Below are 20,222 nucleotides of genomic sequence, written 5' to 3'. Positions count from 1 at the left end.
GTGTCTCCGGGGTGAAATTGGGGAGGCGCAGGATAAATCATCGCCATACAAAAAAGCCCGGTAGATCGGGCTAATGCCAATCAGTTAAGGGTTTGAACACTGAAATCCTTGTGGGAGCGGGCTTGCCCGCGAAGGGGCCGGCACGTTCAGCATCAATGTCGCCTGACACGCCGCTTTCGCGGGCAAGCCCGCTCCCACAGGTTACTTATTGCTTGCTCTATTTGCGGTTCAACGCCGCTTCCGCCGCAGCAATTTCAGCCTGGCGCTTGACGATCATGTCGCCCACGGGCGGCCCCTGGAAGCGCCGGGCTTCAAAGCCGAACCAGACGATGGCCGTCAGCACCAGGAAGCCGATGGTGATGTACAGCGCCCAATCGTTCGGTGGCTGGATGCCGATGACGAAAATGATGATCATCGACAGGATCGAGAGAATGGCGAACACCGAGTACCAGAAACGCCCCATGTTCCACGGCCCCATGGTCGGCCACTTCGAGGTCCCATAGGTAAACAGGCCGAGCACGATGGGAATGGCGAAGGAGAAGAACAGGAAGATCACCGTGCACGACACCACGATCGTATAGACCGGCGTTGCCCCGATCGAGATCACCGACGATCCCCAGTCGAACAACACCGCGAGGGTGGCACCTGTCCAGATGGCCGCGACCGGGCTGCGATGGGTCGATGAGACCGACGACAGCGCTTTTGAGCAGGGCAGGCCGCCGTCCCGGGAGAACGCGAAGATCATCCGTGAAACCGAAGTGACGGTGGCCAGCCCGCAGAGCACCTGCGAGACGAAGATCGCCACGTAAAGCACCAGTTTCAAGGTCGGGTTGACCTGGGTGTTCATGGCCCAGAAAAACACGTTCCAGCCTTGCTTGGCCGCCTCCTCCATGTTCGGCAGCATCAGCACGAACGCGCTGAGCATCAGCCAGCCGAACAGCAACGACCAGACCACCGACATGACCATGCCGCGCGGCACCGACATGGCCGCGTTGCGGGTTTCCTCGGAAGTGTGCGCGGAGGCGTCATAGCCGGTGATGGTGTAGATCGGCAACAGCAGGCCGAGCATGAACACCCAGCCGTTGGAGACCTGCGGCCAGACGCCGCCCCCCGCCTCGCCGGAGTAGTTGCCGAAGGTCCACAGCCGGGCGAATTCATAGCTGGGTGCCGACATCAGGCAGACGATGGTCAGGGCCAGCGCCGTGCCGAAGATCAGGTAGCCGGAAAAGTCGGTGAGCCTGGCCGTCAGGCCGATGCCCAAGTGGTTGCACAAGGCCTGCAGGCCGGTGAGGATCGCCAGGAAAATCACCCGGACCGTGGTCGTGTCCTCCATGCCCAGTGCCGGTCCGAAGGCACCGAAAAAGAAATAATAGGTGCCGACGTTGATCGCGCCCAGCACCGTGACCAGCCCCAGCAGGTTGAACCACGCGGTCAGCCAGCCAGTGAAGCGATTACCGAGGATCGAGCCCCAGTGGTACAGGCCGCCAGCGGTGGGGTAGGCCGAGGAGATCTGTGCCATGGCCATGGCGAATACCCCGGAGATCAGGCAGCCGATCGGCCAGCCGATGCCGATGGATATTCCCCCCGCGCCCGAGGTGCCCTGGGCCAGGGAGTTGATGCCACCCGAGAGGATGCAGATGATCGAAAAGGAGATGGCGAAGTTGGAGAAAACCCCCATTCGTCGTGAGAGTTGCTGGGCATAGCCCATGCTGTGCAGCACCTTGACGTCATCGTCGTGTGTTTCGGTGCCCGGCTGGCTTGCTGGGTTCATGATGTGTGCCCCTTCAGGTGTTCATACGCAACCATCCGGCGGGCCGGATGGGCTGGCTTCAACCCCTTGTCGTACTGCTCCTGTCGCTATCGGATCACACCTGTCCATGCGCAGTGCCGGCCAGGCGACTGCTCTACAGACGGCCGTGAAACGCCGCGTCGAAAATCTTTGCCACGCCGTCCCGGGTCAACGGCAGCGGGTTGCCACCGGCGGAAGGGTCGACAATCGCCATGTCGGCGATCAGGTCGGCCTGCCGGTCATCCACGCCCAGTTCAAACAGGGTATGGGGCACGCCGATGTCCTTGCGCAGTTTGAGGACGAAGGCCAGGAAACTGTCGAACCCCGGGGAGGGCAGGCGCAGGTACGCCGCCAGGCGGGTGATGCGCTCCTCGATGGCCGAGCGATTGAACTGCAGCACATAGGGCATGAAGGTGGCATTGGTCATGCCGTGATGGGTGTCGTACAGCGCACCCACCGGATGGGAGAGTGCATGCATCCCGCCCAGGCCTTTCTGGAATGCCGTGGCGCCCATGGCCGCCGCCGCGAGCATTTGCGCGCGGGCTTCAAGGTCCGATGGCGTGTGTACCGCCTTCACCAGTGAGTTGGCCACCAGGCGCATGCCTTCCACGGCAATGCCATCGGCCAGGGGGTGAAAGCCGGGGGCGCAGTACGCTTCCAGGCAATGGGACAACGCGTCCATGCCGGTGCCAGCAGTGATCTTGGCCGGCATGCCGACGGTGAGGGCCGGGTCGCTGATCACCACCCGCGGCATCATTTTCGGGTGGAAGATGATGCGTTTGGTGTGGGTGCGCTCGTCGATGATCACCGCCGCACGACCGACTTCGGAACCGGTTCCCGCCGTGGTCGGCACGGCAATGACCGGGGCGATGCGGCTGTCGTCGGCGCGGGTCCAGTAGTCGCCGATGTCTTCGAAGTCCCAGACCGGGCGGGTCTGGCCGCTCATGAAGGCAATGAGCTTGCCCATGTCCAGGCCACTGCCGCCGCCGAAAGCGATCGCGCCATCGTGCTGGCCGGCACGCCAGGCGTCGAGCCCGCCGGCCAGGTTGGCTTCCACCGGGTTGGGCTTGAGGTCGCAAAACAGCGCCACGCCAAGACCGGCGGCGCGCAATGCGTCCAGCGCCGCCGTGGTGATCGGCGCGCGCGCCAGGCCGCTGTCGGTCACCAGCAAGGGGCGCTGGATACCCTGGCTGCGACAGACCTCGGCCAGTTCGGCGATGCGCCCCACACCGAAACGAACGCTTGTGGGGTAGTTCCAGTTTCCTGACAGGTTCATGGTCTACACCTCGTGACGCAGATGAAAGGATTTGGCCCGGGTCAGGTGCTCGTAGCCCAATGGCGACAGGGTGACGCCGCGCCCGCTGTTCTTCACGCCGGTCCAGGCCAGTGCCGGGTCCAGGTAATCGCAGCGGTTCATGAACACCGTGCCGGTGGCGATCTCGTTGCCCAGGCGTTCGGCCGCGGCGAGGTCCCGGGTCCAGATGGAAGCGCTGAGCCCGAACTCACTGTCGTTCATCAAGGCGATGGCTTCTTCATCGCTGGCCACCGGCATGATGCCGACCACCGGGCCAAAGCTTTCGTCGCGCATGACCGACATTTGATGGTTCACGTCCACCAGCACTTGCGGTGCGAGATAGGCGCTGCCCGGTACGTCGGCGGGAAAGGACTTCGGATCAATCAGCGCTTTGGCGCCCTGGGCCAGCGCTTCGGCGATCTGGCCACGCACGAAGAAGGCGGCGCCCGGCGTCACCAGCGGACCGAGGGTGGTGGCTTCGTCCAGCGGGTTGCCCAGCACGTACTGGCGGGTCAGTTCGGCGAAGCGCTCGACAAACACCGGGTAGATTTTCTGGTCGACGTAGATGCGCTCCACGGCGCAGCAACTTTGCCCGGAATTGAAGAAACTGCCGTCCACCAGATTTTCCACCGCATACTCAAGGTTGGCGTCTGCCCGGACATAGGCCGGGTCTTTTCCGCCGAGCTCCAGGCCCATGCCGAGAAACTGTCCGCTGGCGGCGCTTTCCATGACCTTGCCAGCCTCTACGGAACCAGTGAAGTTCACTTGCTGCACGCGCCCGCAAGCAAGGATCGCCCCGGTCGACACATGGTTGAGCAGCAGATTCTGGAACAACCCCTCGGGCAGTTTTGCGCGACGCATGGCCTCGGCGAAACGCTCGCCCACCAGCAGGGTTTGCGACGCGTGCTTGAGGATTACACTGTTGCCGGCCATCAGTGCCGGGATGATCGTGTTCACCGCCGTCAGATAAGGGTAATTCCATGGGGCGACCACCAGCACCGTACCCAGCGGCTCGCGTTTGATATAGCGCTGGAAACCCGCCTTGGGTTCCGGCTCTATTGCGGCCAGGGCCTGTGGTGCGATGGCGATCATGTGCCGGGCGCGTTCGGCAAAACCGCGCAGTTCGCCGGCGCCGTAACGCACCGGGCGGCCCATCTGCCAGGCCAGTTCCGGGACGATGTCGGCCTCCATCGATAGCATCGCGTCCACCGCGGCGCTGCAATAAACCGCGCGTTCGCTCAGTGATCGGCGTTGCCATGAGACTTGTGCGCTGGCAGCCGCCGTCAGCGCCTGCTCAATCTGCGCCGCATCGGCAAGATCGCGTTCAACGTACACCCGGCCATCGACCGGTGAGATCAGTTGCACCTTCTCAGTCATGATGTTCTCAGTAGCGCTCGAAACCGCGCTGCAATTCCCAGTCGGTAATTCGCCGGTCGTACTCCTTCTGCTCCCACTCGGCGGTGTGCACGTAATGGTCGACAACCTCATCACCGAATGCCTCGCGCAACATGCTTGAGGCCTTGAGGGCGGCGCTCGCCTCGCGCAGGGTCTTGGACACCTCCGGCAAATGCTCGTCGAGGTAGGCGTCGCCTTCGAACGGCGGCGCAAGATCGAGCTTCTCGTCGATACCCTTCAAGCCCGCCGCGATCAGCGCGGCGAAGGCCAGATAGGGGTTGAGGTCGGCACCGCCGATGCGGCATTCGATGCGGATGGCCTTGCTGCCTTCGGCACACAGGCGAAAGCCGGCGGTGCGATTGTCGCGGCTCCAGACCGCCCGTGTCGGTGCAAACGTGCCAGCCTGGAAGCGCTTGTAGGAGTTGATGTAGGGCGCAAGAAAACAGGTGATGTCGTTGGCGTACTTGAGCTGCCCGGCGACCCAGGCCCGCATCAGTTTCGACATGCCGAACTCGGCTTTCGCGTCGAAGAACAGCGGCTTTTTGGCGTTCTTGTCCCACAGCGAATTATGGATGTGACTGCTGGAACCGGCGGCGTCGTAGCGCCACTTGGCCATGAAGGTGATCGCCTTGCCCTGCAACTGCGCGATCTCTTTGCAGGCGTGCTTGATGATGACGTGGTGGTCGGCCATGGTCATGGCGTCGGCGTAGCGAATGTTGATCTCTTCCTGCCCCGGGCCCCATTCCCCCTTGGAGTTTTCCACGGGAATGCCCGAGGCCTGCAAGTGCTTGCGGATCGCCCGCAGCACCGGCTCCTCGCGGGTGGTCTGCAGGATGTTGTAGTCCTCGATGTAATGGCCGGCGGTTTTCGGCTTGTGATAGTTACGCTTGTGGATCGCCTCGTAGCTCTCATCGAACAGATAGAACTCGAGTTCCGAGGCAAACATGCCGGTATAGCCGCGCTCGCGCAGGCGCTCGACCTGCTTTTTCAGAATCGCCCGAGGGCTGTGGGGCAGGTCCTGGCGATGGTGATGATCGAGCACGTCGCACAGCACCAGCGCCGTGCATTCAAGCCAGGGTACGCGCCGCAGGGTGGACATGTCGGGCTTGAGCACGAAGTCGCCGTAGCCCTTGCTCCAACTGGCTGCGGCGTAACCCGGCACCGGTTCCATGTCGATGTCGTCGGCCAGCAGGTAGTTGCAGCAGTGGGTTTCTTCGTGGCCGCTGTCGATGAAAAACTCGACCTGGAAGCGCTTGCCGACCAGGCGTCCCTGCATGTCGACCATGCAAACCAGCACGGTATCGATTTCGCCGGCGGCAGCGGCGCGCTTGAGTGCATCAAAGCTGAGGAGGGGCTCTGTCATCACGGCAATCCTGCGTGAAAGGTTGGGGCCAGTCTGGGATAGCTGTTGCAGACGCTCTCCAGAAAAACCCAAAACCTGCAGAACCGAGCATCGTGAGCAACGAGTTGTTCAAAGCTTAGCCTACCCTTGCAAAGTGCAAGTTTTGCCGGGTGAAAGTCGTGTTCAGCGCCCCATCATTCCGGCAACCCGGCCAGCCGCAGTCCATCGACGAAACGGGCGAAATCCTCAGGCCGTTGAATGGGCAGCCAGCCCTTGAGGGTGCACAGACGCAAAGAAGGATCCAGCTTTTGCAGACGCTGCATCGCCAGATTGGCTTTTTCCGTTCGACCGCCGAGCGCATGACTGGCCGCCACCAGCGCTGCCGCGATCAGCAGACCGGGCAGGTTGCCCAGCGCTTTTTCCGCCCAGTCCGCAGCGGCATCGAAGTGCCCGGCGAAGAAATGCGCGAGCGCCATCCCGACCTGCATCCTGAACATTTCCGGGTCCAGCGGGCTCAAGCGAACGGCATGGTTCAAATTTTCGATGGCGGTGTCTGTTTCGCCGTGCAGCGCCCGCAGGATACCGCCCAGGAACCAGGCGGGGGCGAGGTTGGGGTTGAGCAGGCGTGCCCGATCGAGCAGTGCAATGCCGGCGTCGACTTCGCCGGCGAGATGAGCAAGCGCATGTCCGCCCCGGGTCAACGCAACGGCATCGTCGCGGCCGAGGGTCACCGCCAGACGCGCCAGCCGTATGCCCTCGGCGATTTCTGCAGGCCGATCGGCCATCCAGCCATTGAGCTTGCGCCAGAAGTGGCACCAGGCGGCCATGCCATAGGCCGAAGCAAACTCCGTATCGAGTTCGATGGCCTGGTAGAACATCGGCAGCGCTTGCTCGATGGCTTCCCGACTGCCGCTGTGCAGTTTTGCCATCCCGCGCAGGTAGTAGTCGTAGGCGTCCAGGCTTTCTGTCGGCTTGCGTTTGGCGCGTTCGATTTCTGCCCGTTCCAGTTGCGGCGCGATGGCTCCGACGACGCTTTCGGTGATTTGGTCCTGCAGCTCGAAGATGTCGTCGAGCAGGCCTTCGAAGCGCTCCGCCCAGATGTGCGTCCCGCTTGTCGCATCGATCAGTTGCCCGGTAATGCGTAGCCTGTTCCCGCACTTGCGCACGCTGCCTTCGAGCACGTAGCGCACGCCCAACGCCTGGCCGACGCCCCGGGCGTCCACGGTCTGGCCCTTGTAGGTGAAGCTCGAATTGCGCGCGATGACGAACAGCCAGCGGATCCGCGACAGGGCGGCGATGATGTCCTCCACCACGCCATCGGCGAAATACTCCTGCTCCGGATCGCCGCTCAGGTTCTGGAAGGGCAGGACGGTGATCGAGGGTTTGTCCGGCAGGACGAGCGCGGGGGAGGGGATTTGCTTCGGGGTAGCGGTCGAGCGTTCATCGATGTCAGGCTGTCGCGCTTCCCCGGTCAAGTCGCCGTTGATCCGGCCAACGAAGCGGTAGCCTTTGCGGGGGACGGTGCGTACCAGGCGCTGCTCCTCGCCGGTATCACCAATGGCCTTGCGCACCGCATTGATGTGGCTGGTGATCGTCGATTCCGAAACGATCCGGTCGCCCCACACTGCCTTGAGCAATTCGTCTTTGCTGACGACGCGATCGGGATTGTTGACGAACAGCAGCAACAGATCGAAGACCTGCGGTCCGACGGCCACGACCTGCCCGCGCAGGGTCAGCTCCCGGCGCTCCTGATCGAGCAAGTAGTCTTCAAACGTGAATGGCAAGTCGAGCATCCCCTGGCGAATCGCCCTCAACTCCTTGTCCCAGGCGGCTGGCGGTTGGTAACAGAGGCAGATGATACGGCAGCTCGGCACCCGCTGCACCGTCTGCGGCAAGGGCGGCTGGATGAACACCATCGGCTTTGGACATAAATTCAAGCACACGCCAAGGCAAACCCAAGCCTGGCGCAAGGACTTGCCTGGTGCGCGCAGGCAATCTCTCTACACCGACGCAATGGTTGCAGTCGACAAGTGGAGAACAGTCATGAAGATCGTCGTCATCGGAGGCTCCGGCCTCATCGGATCGAAACTTGTGAACACCCTGCGCGAGCGCGGCCATGACGCGCTCGCCGCGAGCCCAAGCACGGGCGTGAACAGCATCACCCGCGAAGGCCTGGCCGCAGCGATGGACGGTGCCGATGTGGTGGTCGACGTGGCGAACGCGCCGTCGTGGGAGGACCAGGCTGTTCTCGATTTCTTTGAAACGTCGAGCCGGAACCTGCTGGCCGCCGAAGCCGCCGCCGGGGTTCGTCATCATGTTGCCCTGTCGATTGTCGGGAGTGAGCGGCTTCCCGATACCGGTTATTTCCGGGCCAAGGTCGCGCAGGAAGCCCTTATCAAGGCGTCCGGCATGCCTTACACCATTGTGCGTGCCACGCAGTTCTCCGAGTTTGCCGGCGGCATTGTCCAGTCGTTCGCCGTTGGCGAGGAAATTCATGCTTCGCCGGCTCTGATCCAGCCGATAGCGTCCGACGACGTGGTAGCGGCGCTGGCCGATGTCGTGCTGGCTGCACCGCTCAATGGCACCGTTGAAGTCGGCGGCCCGGAAACCATGCCGATCGACGAACTGGCCCGGCGCTTTCTGCGGGCGACCCGGGACAACCGCAAGGTCGTGCCGGACGTGCATGCACGTTACTTCGGCGCCGTGCTCGACGATCAATCGCTGGTCACCGGCAAGAACGCACGCCTGGGGGCGATCCGCTTCGACGACTGGCTGGCCCGGTCGACGGCGCAGTAACGGATCGCCCCCTTACATTTCCCTACCAATCCAGGAGAAGTCCCATGGTTACCCGATTGCTGATGGCCGCTGCATTCGCTGCGCTCTCGATCAGCGCCGCATCGGCCGCCGAACCGCCCCCCGGTAAGGTGACGGTGGTGTTCGACCGTCCCATTCCCAACATCCCCGGCAAGAGTATGAGGGGCGTGGTCGTCGAGTATGGGCCGGGTGCCGCGTCGCCAGCCCACACCCATCCGAAAACGGCCTTCATTTATGCAACGGTGCTGGAGGGCTCGTTTCGCATCGAGGTCAAAGGCGAACCGGAAAAGATCTACAAGGTCGGCGAAAATTTTGTAGAGGAACCGGGTTCCGTGCACCTGGTCAGCGCCAACGCCAGCGACACCCAACCTGCACGCCTGTTGGCGGTGTTCGTCCTCGACACTGAGGAAAAGGTGCTCGTAACACCGATCAAACAGTGAACCACGAAAAAGCCCGGCTGTTGAGGCCGGGCTTTTCGTTGAGTCCTGCGGTCAAGCACTGCATTCAGACAGCGCGGCTTTCGATCAGACGATCCGAACCGCCTTCGGCGACGCGGTTCTGCAGCAGTTTGTCGGAACCGCCTTCGGCAACGCGGTTTTCCAGCAGTTTGTCGGAACCGCCTTCAGCGACGCGTTTTTCCAGCAGACGATCCGAACCACCTTCAGCCACGCGATTCTCGATCAGGCGATCGGAACCACCCTCGGCCACACGGCTTTCAATCAGACGATCCGAGCCGCCTTCAGCNACCTTCAGCGACGCGGTTTTCCAGCAGRCGATCCGAACCACCTTCAGCCACGCGATTCTCGATCAGGCGATCGGAACCACCCTCGGCCACACGGCTTTCAATCAGACGATCCGAGCCGCCTTCAGCGACCACAGGTTGAGCGGAGTTTGCGGCGAAAGCGTTAACTGCGAAAACCGAGAAAGCGATGCTGAGGAGGGTCTGGCGTTTCATGATGGTGTGCTCCGGGGTGCTTATGGGTTGGTATGGAGCAGATGTTACGCCGGGNCTGCGAAAACCGAGAAAGCGATGCTGAGGAGGGTCTGGCGTTTCATGATGGTGTGCTCCGGGGTGCTTATGGGTTGGTATGGAGCAGATGTTACGCCGGAGATTTTTTAAGAGAACTTCATTGAAATGATGGTGACTATCGATGCGGTCAATGGATCGAACACCGCCTGTTTAAGCAACTCTTTTTGTGGCGAGGCAATCAAGCTTCGCTGATCTGGCTCACGCTGGTGATCTGCCCATTCCAGACCATCTCGTAATGCGCCGCCTGCACAATCGACGAAACCGGCCTGGGCGTCATCAGCGCCCAGCAATGACTGCCCGGCATCCGCACCGAGTGATAACGCAACCCGGGACAACCGGCGTCCCGCACCGCGCGCCCCAGCACACGGGAATGGCTGTAGTCGTCCGGCGCATACACCGGATCGTTCACCGGCAGGCTCGCGGCGTCCTTCATCCCGGCATCGCCAAAAGCACAAGCCAACCCACGAAACACAAAGCGCTCATAGTTCAGGCTCTGCACCCTCGACCAATACAGCGCCTGGTGATGCCGCACCTCGGCCAGCGCCGCTTCCATCGAATCCGCCAGGTACAACACCCCAAAGTGGCCGTCACTGAAACGCGAACCCGCCGGGTTGACATGGGTAAAGGGCGCGATGGCGTAGGAGCAGCCGGGAATGCCGAACGGAATCTCGCTGCGTGCAATCAACTCCAGCTGACCCACTTCATTCTTCAACCGCGGATTGGTCAACGCCTGAATTTCGAACAACAGCTCAAATTCATCCGCGTCCGCCACATCATCAAACAACGCAATGGGCGGAAACTTCGAATTGACCAGGCGATAAGCCTGCAACGACTGACCGGCAAACACCGCCAGCTCGCTCGCCATCACCATTGCGCACCCCGCAGCATGTCGATGCGGCGGAAGGTTTCATACAGCGAAATCATGTCGCCCTGGGCCATGATCTCCAGCGGCGAACGCCCGTTGAAAAACTCGTTGTCATTGGCCATCGAAGCAAAGCCGTACACGTTGTTCGGGTTATCGAATACCAGCCGCAACGTCGCGTGCATGTTCAGCACGAAGCTGATGCGCTGCATCTGGTCCGCATCCAGCGCCACCGCCCAATCCGGGTCACGCTGCCGGGCGCGGGTATAGGTACTGCGGGAAATACGCAGGATGCGACAGGCCTGGTCGCTGGTGGCTTTCCACTTTTCCAGAATGCTCACGGCGGCACGCAGGCCGGTGACGCATTGGTTTTTTGTGAAGGATTGGGCTTGGATGGGTATGGCCATGTTCGCGTCCTTTTTTGTATCTATAGATTCAAATGTAGATATATTGAGTCTGTAGAGCAATATTGGTGCGACGGATGGGCTTGTCGTGCCAATACAATAGGGCAGCGATCTGGCTGAGGCTTTGTTTTACTGAAATCGTCGATGCAGGTCTGGAAAGATATCCTGGGCAAACCAGGCGGGCAGGCCGGGGGGCACGATTCTGGATTTTGGAGTTCGGCTTTCTACCAGGCCGACTTTTATAAGCCTGGATAATTCGTCGATTGCCGGTCGCGGCGTCAGGCCGGTGAACGTCTTGATTTCATTTCGTGGCAAGCTGCCCTGGGTGATTAGCGCAATGATCGCGGGTGCACTTTCCGGACGGATACCTTGCTGTAGTCCCGCCGTTTTCCCATTGGAAACAAACGCCGCGCCCACGGCCGCATCACTGATGAAACGTGCGCCCCAACGCATCCAGCCGAGTCGCAATCGGCGGCAAGCGCCGACTACTCAGCGCCAGTGTCCTTGCTCGCCGGCACGCGCCGCTTCAATCGCCGCGTTGAGCGCCAGCAAGTTGGTCTGCTCGGCAATGCTGCTGATCACCTCCAGCACCGTACCGATCTGCTGCGCCTGCCCGGCCAGCACCTTGTCACCCTGGCCGGCACCAGCGGTGAACTGGGACGTGGTGGCGAGCATCTTGTCCAGCATGTCCTGGCTCTCCACCGCATCGGCCTGGCTGTGCAGCGCCAGATAGAGCAGCGCGACCGTCTCCATCACCATCACCCCAACGCCCAGCAAACAACGCATCAACCGCGTTCCGCCGATGGCGCGATACAACAGCGTCAACAACACACTGGTGCCACCCCCCCACCAGCAGCGCCTGCTTGAAGGTGTCGTGCCAGAACGCCAGGCCGATAGCGAAAGCGAACATCAGCCAGATCAGGCCCAGCATGATGCGGTCGGCTTTGCGGTAGGGGTCGAGGAAACGAGTGGGGAAGGGCATGTACGCTTACTCCATGTAAATGAGCCAGAAAAAAGCAGGGTTCATGGCAACACGGGACTTCGCGAAAGCTTGGGTGCGTTAAAGGAGCAGACATTTTCAGAGTCAGGGATGGAATCGGTTGGTGGCATGGTCGAGAAACCGTGGAGAGCGTAGCCCTTGGCCGTCACTCTTGGCCGGGACGACGTCGCTTGCACAAAACAATGTCCGATATAGAGGCAAGTAATGCTGAAGTGACGGGGAGTACGACAGACTCTATTGCAAAGCCTGTCGTACACCAGAGGCCATTACGACTTCTTCGGCGGATAGTTACCGCGCAAGCCGCCGGACTTGTTGCCGGTTTTGCTCGGCAGGTTCGGCACCAACGGACGGGATCTGGGCTGGGGGTTGGAGCGGCTTTGGGGTTGAGGTTGCTTGCTCATGTTCGCCTCCTGACGTTCAGGGTTGCGCGAAGTGGTTTACTCATGAAGTTTAGCCAATCGACTGTGGGCAGGGTCGTTTGGCACTTGGGGAAGGTGTTGCGAACGACCGGCTTTTCTTTTTCGGCCCCGTTGATAGACCCCTTACGCGATTCTCGGATTCTGCCTACAACTTTGGCAGGAGTGACCCGCTATTCCAACTCGCCACGGCAGACACGACTCGTGACCCGCACAGGAAGTAGCAGCATGCCCACACAACATACGAATCAATCCAGCATTGAACAACTGCACCGCGACGTTGCAGCTTTTGCCGAAGAGATGCGTAGCCCCGCTCCGAACGCGATCCGCTCTGCTGTGGTTGCCGTTCGGCATCGGTGCCGCCCTAACACTGGCAATCTTTGTCGCCGCCATAGTCGTCCGACTGTTCTAGTCTCTTGTCCTTGCGCCGATGGCCGGGGTCGTCCTGTTGTTTCATACGAATCGAGTAGACAAAAAAAAGCCCGCGATGGGGAGTGCGGGCTGGAAAACACAAAAGGAGCTGGATCCACCGTATTCCAATGGATGTGAAAATACTGTGATGGATGGCTGATGACTTGCTCACAGTCAAATCGCCAGGCGTTGGAAGGTTCGGTGTTGCTGGCCAATCTGGTGCGAGCTTGAGTTTTCGTCGTGTCACTGGGCGCAGCAGTGAACTGCGCCGACCCGCCTGGTGCCTTAGAAGCGATACTTCGCTGAAGCTGTGATACTGCGCGGTGCACCGTACGTCAGGGCACCATAGGCATCGAAGATGTCGAAGTACTTCTCGTCGGTGACGTTGTCAGCATTCACCTGCGCCGAAAGGTTTTCGGTGATCTCGTAGCGAGCCATCAGGTTGACCAGGGCATAGGCATCCTGCTGGATCTTCTCGGAGTTGCCTGCCGGGTTGGTGGCGTAGGTGTAGATCGAGTCCTGCCAGTTGACCCCGCCGCCGATGGTCAGCCTGTTGAAAACACCGGGCAGGCGGTAGGTGGTAAAGGTACGCAGCAGCTTGGTCGGGTACAGGGTGTTTACGTCGTTGCCCTTGGCATCTTCGGCGGTGAACTGGGTGTAACCCACTGTTGCATTCCAGTCGGTCGCGAGTTCGCCGGACACTTCCAGCTCGAAGCCCTTGCTGGTTGCGCCTTCACTGGCCTCGTAGGCATAACCGCCGGCGGGGTTCGAAGGATCGATCAGCACGCCGGTGCTTTGGCCCAGGTTATCCTGCTTGATCTGGAAAATCGCAGCGCAGGCGTTCAGGCGGCCACCGAAGTACTCACCCTTCAAACCGATTTCACTGCTCTCGCCAACGATGGGCTCCAATTGCTGGCCACTACTGTCGCGTACCGACTGCGGCAGGAAGATTTCCGTGTAGCTGGCATAGGCCGAAAGGTTGTCGGTGAGGTCGTAGACGATGCCCGCATAAGGGGTCAGTTCGTGATCGACGTCGATCTTGCTCACCTCCGAGTAGATGTCATCGCTGGTCTTTTCGTACCAGCTCTCACGCGCGCCAAGAATCACTTTCAGGTCGTCGGTCACGTTCAAACGGGTCGCTGCGTAGAGCCCTTTCTGCCGGGTCTCGCTGTAGCCGTAGTCTGTCCGCGGGCCCCAGACCGGTTCCGGGAAATCGCCGTTGTAGGCATCGAAGTTGGCAACACCGTCAAAGCCGGTTTGCGCGTTGAGTGCATCGGCATCGAATTTCTGCTTGCTGTCCACATAACCAAAGGCCGCTTCATGCTCGCGGCCCAGCAGCGAGAACGGGCCATTGAAGCGGATGCCGTAGTCGTCCTGGGTGGTCTTGGTCTTGTAGGTCGCCGGGAACGAAGACATACCGGCACTACCGTTCTGGCCTGGATTGCCAGAGAGGTACAGCAGGGAAGAGTCGCCGGTTCGCTCGCCACGGTTGTAGCTGAGGTTGACTTGCCAGTCGTTGGCGAAGGTGTGATCGAGATTGACGAAATAGGTGTCGTAGGTGGTGTCCCACTTGCTCCATTTGGCGGAGGTTGTCTTCGAACGGCTCCAGTTTGTCCGGCTGCCGTCTGCGTACCAGACCGGCAGGCCGCCCCACATCGGCGAATCGGCGTTGTTTTCCTGGTGGCTCAAGCCGAACCACAGCGTGGTGTCGGGCGTCAGGTCGATGTCCATCGTGCCGTAGAGGGTCTGGCGCTTGTTGGCGTTCATGTCGATCCAGGTATCGCCCTCGTTGGTCTCCCCGACCAGCCGCGCACGAATGGTGCCTTCCTCGTTCAACGCCGTGGACACATCGGCCTCGACGCCATAGGTGTCCCATGTGCCGGCGCTCAGTTCTACCGAACCCTTGAGGTCAGTGCTGTAGGCGCGCTTGCGTACCATGTTGAGGGACGCGGAAGGGTCGCCCGCACCGGTCATCAATCCGTTGGCGCCACGGACCACTTCAACACGGTCGTACATGGCCAGGCTGCTGAAAATCTCCCCCGAACTCCACGGCTGCTCGAAGATGGTCGGTACACCGTCGATCATCAGCGAGTTGAGCTCAAAACCGCGGGCGTTGAACTGTGCCCGGCTGGTCTCGTAGCGGTTGACCGACACACCCGTGGCATTGTTGACCACGTCGAGGATCGTACGCAGATCCTGGTCCTGAATGCGTTGCTGGGTGACGACACTGACCGACTGCGGGGTTTCGCGCAGCGACATGCTCAACGGTGTGGCCGTGCGCGCTGCATCAGTGGTGTAGGAGTGGGTATCTTCAGTGACGCCGATTCGCTCTTGAGTGGCTGTCTCCGTGATAGCGATGGGCGCCAAGGTCAAAGAGCTTCCAGCCTCGGCCTGATCAGTCTGTTGCGCCGCCTGTAGAGATGGAGCAGCGACAGTGATACCGACTGCAAGCATGTGCACGGCGAGGGCCAGAGGCCGGAGTGCCAGGGGCGAGCGCGGGGTAACGGAGTTTTGTGCACACAGGAGAGCTAGGGCGGACATGCGGACTCACATATGATCTGGTTTTATTGAGAATAACTATCATACGCAAGTGTCAACAAGTGTGAAATGGGATTTATACGCATTTGAGATTACATATCAAGTGTGATAGCGTCCGGCACATCCCCTGACAAGATCGCTTCCCGCTGATGGCCTCCTGTAAATCTCCAACACTGACCCGGCTGGTAGAGATCCACTATGAGGAGCTCAAGGCCTATATCCAGCGCAGAGCGGGTTCATCGTTCATTGCGTCGGACATCGTTCAAGAGACTTGGCTGCGCGCTGCCAGGCACTCGACAAAGCAGCCGGACAACCCGCTGGCCTACCTCTATCGCACGGCAACCAATCTGTTGCTGGACAAGCAACGACAGGACACGACCCATGGTCGTTACTTCGGCGAAAGCGAGTTGGCGGAGGCGATCGAGTGCCCGTTGTCATCCCCGGACAAGGCTGCCGGTATTCGTCAGGAGCTGGAAATACTGTCCAATGCACTAGACGATCTGCCGGAGAAATACCGCGCAGTGTTTCTGCTCTCCCGTTGCGAGGGATTCACCATGCGTGAGATCGCCATGCAACTGGATATCAAGGAAGGCACCATCGAAAAGCAGATCGCCAAAGGCATGCGACACTGTCGCAGGCGACTGGAGCGCACATTCTCGACGCGCTCAGAATAGACCCGGCGCCACTTGCGCCCGCAACCGCCGCCCGATCACATCAATCGTTGCCCGTGCTATTCGTCCACGCTGACGCCCGATCCCCCTAATTCGCTGGGGACATCCTTCAGCTTGGGCAACCCGTCTTTGATGCGCAGCCTGGCCTCCTGATAGTGGACGTGAACGCCTGGCGAATACGCGAGATCCGGGATGACAGCGGCATACACGTCGATGAGCCCCATCCCTGGGTGTTCGGTGAAGATGTGCCCGCCGCAAGTCTTGCACCATTTGCGATAACTCTGCGGTGTCTTGTTGTAGGTGCCAATGTTGTCCGCCCCCCGAGTCACTTGCACCGCCTCGGGTTTCCACAGCGTGAAGGCATTGACCGGCGCTGCCGACCAATGTCGACACGACTCGCAATGGCAATAGCCCATTGCGGCCGGCTCACCGCTGACGGTGAACTCGACTGCGCCGCAAAAACAACTGCCTTTGTAAGACTTTTGAATGCTCATGGAATGACTCCTTCATCAGTTGTTACCCATACCGCCGAAGTTGGGATGGATCGCCTGAGCGTTGGTTCGCTTCACTCGTCGATGTAGCGCACCGCTGTCGCCGGCGTGCGTCGTACCTGCAGCTCGAAAATGTCAGGGCGCGCATAGTGCCCGGTGACGTCGAGCGCCCGCCGCGCTGGCGCCACGAGTGAGACGTCGATGTCCGCATACAGAATGCCTGCCTCTCGGTGCAGTGGACCGGCTGTGATCCGGCCTTGAGGGTTGACCACCACCGAGTCGCCGTCGTTGATCCACTCTTGCGGATCGGGAAACAGTTGCAGGCGAGCCGGAAAGTCATCGGGAATGTCGCTGCCGCGCAGCGAGGTGCCACTGCCGAGCACCCAGCATCGACCTTCGAGTGCAATGTGACGCATCGTGCTGATCCAGCCTTCGCCGGTGTCGTACGTGGGCGCGACGTAGATTTCCACCCCTTGGGCATACAATGAATAGCGCGCCAGAGGCATGTAGTTTTCCCAGCAGATGAGCGTACCAATGCGGCCGACGGGTGTATCGACCGTACGCAACCCTGACGCATCACCGAAACCATGGACCATGCGCTCGGGGTTCGTTGGCATCAGCTTGCGATGCCGGTTGAGCACTTCGCCGTTGGTACCGATAACGACTACGCTGTTGTAGAGCGTGCCACCTCCATTACGCCGCTCGCATTCATTGATGCCGCATACGATTGTCACGGCGTTGGCGCAGGCGACCTCGCACAAATCGTTCAGGTCACCGTTCGCGATATCGACGGCGTTGGCCAGTAGGCGCGTGTGCAACTGGCCCATGACAGCCCCGTCTTTTCCCGCCGCCAGCCGCCAGATCCACGACGGGTAACCTGGAATGAACGATTCGGGTAAAACAATCAACGAGGCTCCCGCCGCCGCGGCCTCAGCGACCGATTGCACGGCTCGGGCGATCGTCGCGCTGCGATCGAGCAGCACTGGCGGCCGCTGAATGATGGCTATCTTGGTCATGGCGTTCTCCTGAGGCGGTGGCTTTCGGAGGTTTGAGCGTGCACGTGGCGAAGTCGCAAGACTAGTTCAGAATCTGAAGCGTTGTAGTTGCGGAGTACAGGCGATGGATGAAAGCTACGGTCAGTTCTGCACTGTTGCGCGCGGTGCGCAAGCACTGTGCGAGCGCTGGACGCCTTTGGTCGTGCGCGAGCTGCTATGCGGCAGTAAGCGCTTCAACGAACTGCACCGTGGCGTACCACGGATGTCCACCAGCTTGCTGACACAGCGGTTGCGCCACCTGGAAGATATCGGTGTCATACATCGCACGGCCGCAGGCAAAGTCTGGGAGTACAGCCTGACCGAGGCAGGCGAGGAATTGCGCCCCATCATCATGGCGCTAGGGCATTGGGGCGCGCGCTGGATCGGCAGTCGCCTTCGCGATAACGAACTCGACGCGGGCCTGCTCATGTGGGACGTGCGCCGGTTCGCGCGCATCGAGATGTTCCCGTCCCGGTCGGTGGTCATCCACTTCAAGTTCCGCGACGCGCGGTCCGGCGAGCAAGAGTGGTGGCTTGTGGTCGAACATGGTGTGGCAGATTTGTGCCGCGACGACCCCGGACGCGAACTCACGCTCGTCGTGGACTCTAGCGTGCGCGCGCTGACCGAGGTGTGGACCGGCGACCGCACACCAAGGGAGGTTCTTCAGTCGCGAGAGCTGCGTGTAGACGGGGCTGTGCGGGATGCGAAAACTTGTGGCGCTGGCTTGGCACGAGTGCGTTCGCCGGTACCCGGAGCGCTGCAGTCCAGCCTTTGTAGCCTTCGAGAAAAGTAAGCGTTTGACCGTCCGTATCTGGGCGATTGTTGCCTGTCGCGGAGGGCGTGAAGCTGCCAGTGGGGCCGATAGAAATCGGCCAGAAACTGGCATCGAGTGTCTTTAACCCAGGGCTATTCACTTGGCCGGTGCTTATGTGCAGCGCGATGAAGATCATGCTTCAGTACCAGAGCCTGTTGTTTGGCTCGCAAGCAGCACACAAAGCTGGCTGTTGCTGGTGCAGATGAATGCTGCACTCCGGGCCTTGACATCACAACCCTAAAGATTCAAGTGAATCTAACCGCCCTGCGGTAGGACTCGGGCATCATTGCCTGAGCCTTGGATATACACCTTCATGCCTTTATTCAGTGATGGATTGATCGGCTGGGTAATTGATACCAGCACGCCACTGTTTACCCGCACGATGATCTGTTGCGCCTCTATCGGTTGGTCATATTTTTTCTTCTCTGCGTAATTACCGCCAACCGCACCGGCGAGAGCCCCGGCAACCATGGCGACATCACGTCCGGTGCCATGACCGATCAGGCTGCCGATTCCCAGGCCGCCGAGGCCACCGAGTACAGCGCCGACACCGGAGTCGTGATTGGTCTGCATCTGCGTTAGCGAGATCTGCTCGATCTTCCCTGAGCGAATCTCGATTTCACCGGCGCCGCCATCGGTCGATCCTACGGCGGAACAAGCACTGATCAGCACAGTCACCAACGTAACCGTCAGCCAGGACAAAATAGCTTTCATTGCTGTGCACCTCGTTGTTATTGGTATTTGATGGCAATGCCTTTCAGCTTACGTCCCTGGATCGTTTCAATATCACGGTTCCAAAGTGGGCCTGTCACATAGGCGGCGACCGGCTGAATGTGATCGTAGACGACGACTACCGCGTCTGCGCCAAGTTTGGCGGCTTCTTCACGTAACTTTTGTTCGACCTCAGTAATGGGCGGTGCGGGGTCGACTGTGGCATCGATCAGGATTTCTCCCAGCCGCACATTGGGACGCGTCGGTTCTGTACGTAACACCTGTACTTCACTGGGCAAGGTCGGTGCGGGATGCTCGACTCCGACGTAAGCAGTCGTCTGCGCGTCCACGGATGCACAAGCGCTTAATGCAAGCGCAATGGCGATGAGCGCTGCGAAAAGTAACGGTCTTTGCAATCTTGAAAATTGCAGCGATGAATAGAGATGCATGTCAGCGTTCCTTTGCGTGAGGATTATCGAACCGCCAACGTCTGCCGGCGGTAACTCCAAGGCTCAACTGCGAATGAATGCCCAGAGATCGGCGTTCAGTTTGTCGATCGCCGCCTTGAAGTCCTTGGCGGTAATCTGCTGGCTTTCGTTTTTCAGTTCGGTGCCGAACACCTTGCGCACCACTTTGGCCACGGTCTGGTTGCTCCTGGCGTCGACGAACTCGGCTTCGATGAACAGGTTGGTGTCCTGGTCACGGTGGCCGGTGGCGGCCTGGGTTGCGCCGACGACGGCCGCGATGGGAACCACTTCATACCACTTCATGCCTTCGTTGGAGGCACTTACTCCGGTAATTGCCGCACGCATGATCAGGGGGCGCGAACCCGCCGGTGCGGATGAGGTGTTGGTCACTACGCGATACTTCTGACCCAGGGTGGCCTTGGCCTTGTTGGTCATGTAGTTCTGAATATCCGTCAGCGTTTGCTGGTTGACCCGCTCATCGGGTTTTGGCGCAGGGTAGAGCTCCAGTTTATTAAACACCACGGTGTCATAGGCATTCGGGTTCCACGAAGGGCTGACCCAGCGCATCGTGGTACCGCCGCTCGGCGTTTCGACTTCCTGCAGGTTGTTGTAGTTGGACAGGAAGCCTGAGTATTGCTCCTTCTCAGTCACTTTCGAGGTGCAACCGCCTAGCAGCAGACTGGCCAGCGTGGCGCCGACGAGCAGTTTTCGGGACAGATTCATAGTGGTGTTTACTCCT

18 protein-coding genes and 4 pseudogenes are annotated in these 20,222 nt (G+C 60.3%); 4 read left to right on the top strand and 18 right to left on the bottom strand.

Annotation, left to right across the window (positions count from 1 at the left end; genetic code table 11):
• Positions 1-217 precede the first annotated feature (217 nt).
• From ASD95_RS07960 to ASD95_RS07940, 5 genes are all read right to left on the bottom strand, one after another.
• Positions 218-1,771, bottom strand: coding sequence for an amino acid permease (locus tag ASD95_RS07960; protein ID WP_056723718.1), 1,554 nt, complete (start codon positions 1,769-1,771; stop codon positions 218-220).
• A 133-nt stretch (positions 1,772-1,904) separates the two neighbouring features.
• Positions 1,905-3,065: an iron-containing alcohol dehydrogenase gene (locus tag ASD95_RS07955; protein ID WP_056723717.1), complete on the bottom strand. Its 1,161-nt coding sequence runs from the start codon at positions 3,063-3,065 to the stop codon at positions 1,905-1,907.
• Positions 3,066-3,068: 3 nt separating this feature from the next.
• On the bottom strand, positions 3,069-4,460 hold the full coding sequence (locus ASD95_RS07950; protein ID WP_056723716.1) for an aldehyde dehydrogenase family protein: 1,392 nt from the start codon (positions 4,458-4,460) through the stop codon (positions 3,069-3,071).
• A 7-nt stretch (positions 4,461-4,467) separates the two neighbouring features.
• Positions 4,468-5,841: a glutamine synthetase family protein gene (locus ASD95_RS07945; RefSeq protein ID WP_056723714.1), complete on the bottom strand. Its 1,374-nt coding sequence runs from the start codon at positions 5,839-5,841 to the stop codon at positions 4,468-4,470.
• A 173-nt stretch (positions 5,842-6,014) separates the two neighbouring features.
• Complete coding sequence (locus ASD95_RS07940; protein ID WP_056723860.1) at positions 6,015-7,604, bottom strand: winged helix-turn-helix domain-containing tetratricopeptide repeat protein; 1,590 nt, start codon at positions 7,602-7,604, stop codon at positions 6,015-6,017.
• Between the two features lie 259 nt (positions 7,605-7,863).
• On the opposite strand from ASD95_RS07940, the gene ASD95_RS07935 reads away from it, so the two are divergent.
• Both ASD95_RS07935 and ASD95_RS07930 read left to right on the top strand, forming a co-directional pair.
• Complete coding sequence (locus tag ASD95_RS07935; RefSeq protein ID WP_056723712.1) at positions 7,864-8,616, top strand: SDR family oxidoreductase; 753 nt, start codon at positions 7,864-7,866, stop codon at positions 8,614-8,616.
• A 44-nt stretch (positions 8,617-8,660) separates the two neighbouring features.
• A complete protein-coding gene (locus tag ASD95_RS07930) occupies positions 8,661-9,074 on the top strand; it encodes a cupin domain-containing protein (RefSeq protein WP_056723710.1) in 414 nt (137 codons plus the stop codon).
• Between the two features lie 64 nt (positions 9,075-9,138).
• On the opposite strand, the pseudogene ASD95_RS29665 reads toward ASD95_RS07930, so the two are convergent.
• From ASD95_RS29665 to ASD95_RS07905, 8 genes and pseudogenes are all read right to left on the bottom strand, one after another.
• A pseudogene (locus tag ASD95_RS29665) lies at positions 9,139-9,378 on the bottom strand (hypothetical protein); the annotation flags it as partial.
• Between the two features lies 1 nt (position 9,379).
• Positions 9,380-9,589: pseudogene (locus ASD95_RS29660) on the bottom strand (hypothetical protein); the annotation flags it as partial.
• Between the two features lie 253 nt (positions 9,590-9,842).
• Positions 9,843-10,535, bottom strand: coding sequence for an RES family NAD+ phosphorylase (locus tag ASD95_RS07920; RefSeq protein ID WP_056723708.1), 693 nt, complete (start codon positions 10,533-10,535; stop codon positions 9,843-9,845).
• Positions 10,529-10,933 (bottom strand): antitoxin Xre-like helix-turn-helix domain-containing protein, encoded by a 405-nt coding sequence (locus tag ASD95_RS07915; RefSeq protein ID WP_056723706.1) that lies wholly within the window; start codon positions 10,931-10,933, stop codon positions 10,529-10,531. Before ASD95_RS07915 ends, ASD95_RS07920 begins: the two co-directional genes overlap by 7 nt.
• Before the next feature lie 126 nt (positions 10,934-11,059).
• The gene (locus ASD95_RS28475; RefSeq protein WP_236709727.1) at positions 11,060-11,383 is read right to left on the bottom strand and encodes a hypothetical protein; all 324 of its coding nucleotides are present in this window, start codon (positions 11,381-11,383) and stop codon (positions 11,060-11,062) included.
• A gap of 48 nt (positions 11,384-11,431) precedes the next feature.
• Positions 11,432-11,632 (bottom strand): annotated as a pseudogene (locus ASD95_RS29655) (methyl-accepting chemotaxis protein); the annotation flags it as partial.
• A 564-nt stretch (positions 11,633-12,196) separates the two neighbouring features.
• Positions 12,197-12,331 (bottom strand): hypothetical protein, encoded by a 135-nt coding sequence (locus ASD95_RS30085; RefSeq protein ID WP_256355847.1) that lies wholly within the window; start codon positions 12,329-12,331, stop codon positions 12,197-12,199.
• A gap of 711 nt (positions 12,332-13,042) precedes the next feature.
• The gene (locus tag ASD95_RS07905) at positions 13,043-15,124 is read right to left on the bottom strand and encodes a TonB-dependent siderophore receptor (RefSeq protein WP_236709726.1); all 2,082 of its coding nucleotides are present in this window, start codon (positions 15,122-15,124) and stop codon (positions 13,043-13,045) included.
• Between the two features lie 320 nt (positions 15,125-15,444).
• On the opposite strand from ASD95_RS07905, the gene ASD95_RS07900 reads away from it, so the two are divergent.
• Positions 15,445-15,969 carry an RNA polymerase sigma factor gene (locus ASD95_RS07900; RefSeq protein ID WP_056723700.1) on the top strand — a complete coding sequence of 175 codons (525 nt, stop codon included), beginning with the start codon at positions 15,445-15,447 and terminating at the stop codon, positions 15,967-15,969.
• A 56-nt stretch (positions 15,970-16,025) separates the two neighbouring features.
• On the opposite strand, the gene ASD95_RS07895 is transcribed toward ASD95_RS07900, so the two are convergent.
• Together ASD95_RS07895 and ASD95_RS07890 are read right to left on the bottom strand one after the other, a co-directional pair.
• Positions 16,026-16,460, bottom strand: a complete 435-nt coding sequence (locus ASD95_RS07895) for a GFA family protein (RefSeq protein ID WP_056723698.1) — start codon at positions 16,458-16,460, stop codon at positions 16,026-16,028.
• Between the two features lie 71 nt (positions 16,461-16,531).
• The gene (locus tag ASD95_RS07890) at positions 16,532-17,473 is read right to left on the bottom strand and encodes a carbon-nitrogen hydrolase family protein (protein WP_056723695.1); all 942 of its coding nucleotides are present in this window, start codon (positions 17,471-17,473) and stop codon (positions 16,532-16,534) included.
• 103 nt (positions 17,474-17,576) lie between these two features.
• Here ASD95_RS07890 and ASD95_RS07885 point away from each other — a divergent pair.
• A pseudogene (locus tag ASD95_RS07885) lies at positions 17,577-18,268 on the top strand (winged helix-turn-helix transcriptional regulator).
• Between the two features lie 292 nt (positions 18,269-18,560).
• Here the strand turns inward: ASD95_RS07885 and ASD95_RS07880 are convergent.
• The 3 genes from ASD95_RS07880 to ASD95_RS07870 form a co-directional block, all read right to left on the bottom strand.
• The gene (locus ASD95_RS07880; RefSeq protein ID WP_056723693.1) at positions 18,561-19,019 is read right to left on the bottom strand and encodes a glycine zipper 2TM domain-containing protein; all 459 of its coding nucleotides are present in this window, start codon (positions 19,017-19,019) and stop codon (positions 18,561-18,563) included.
• A 17-nt stretch (positions 19,020-19,036) separates the two neighbouring features.
• On the bottom strand, positions 19,037-19,465 hold the full coding sequence (locus ASD95_RS07875; RefSeq protein WP_056723691.1) for a hypothetical protein: 429 nt from the start codon (positions 19,463-19,465) through the stop codon (positions 19,037-19,039).
• Positions 19,466-19,528: 63 nt separating this feature from the next.
• Complete coding sequence (locus tag ASD95_RS07870; protein ID WP_056723688.1) at positions 19,529-20,206, bottom strand: DUF3313 domain-containing protein; 678 nt, start codon at positions 20,204-20,206, stop codon at positions 19,529-19,531.
• Positions 20,207-20,222 lie beyond the last annotated feature (16 nt).

Source organism: Pseudomonas sp. Root71, assembly GCF_001429045.1.
Lineage (GTDB): Bacteria > Pseudomonadota > Gammaproteobacteria > Pseudomonadales > Pseudomonadaceae > Aquipseudomonas > Aquipseudomonas monachiensis.
Note: the sequence above shows the minus strand (reverse complement) of the source record. Positions and strands in the feature narration are given on the sequence as shown.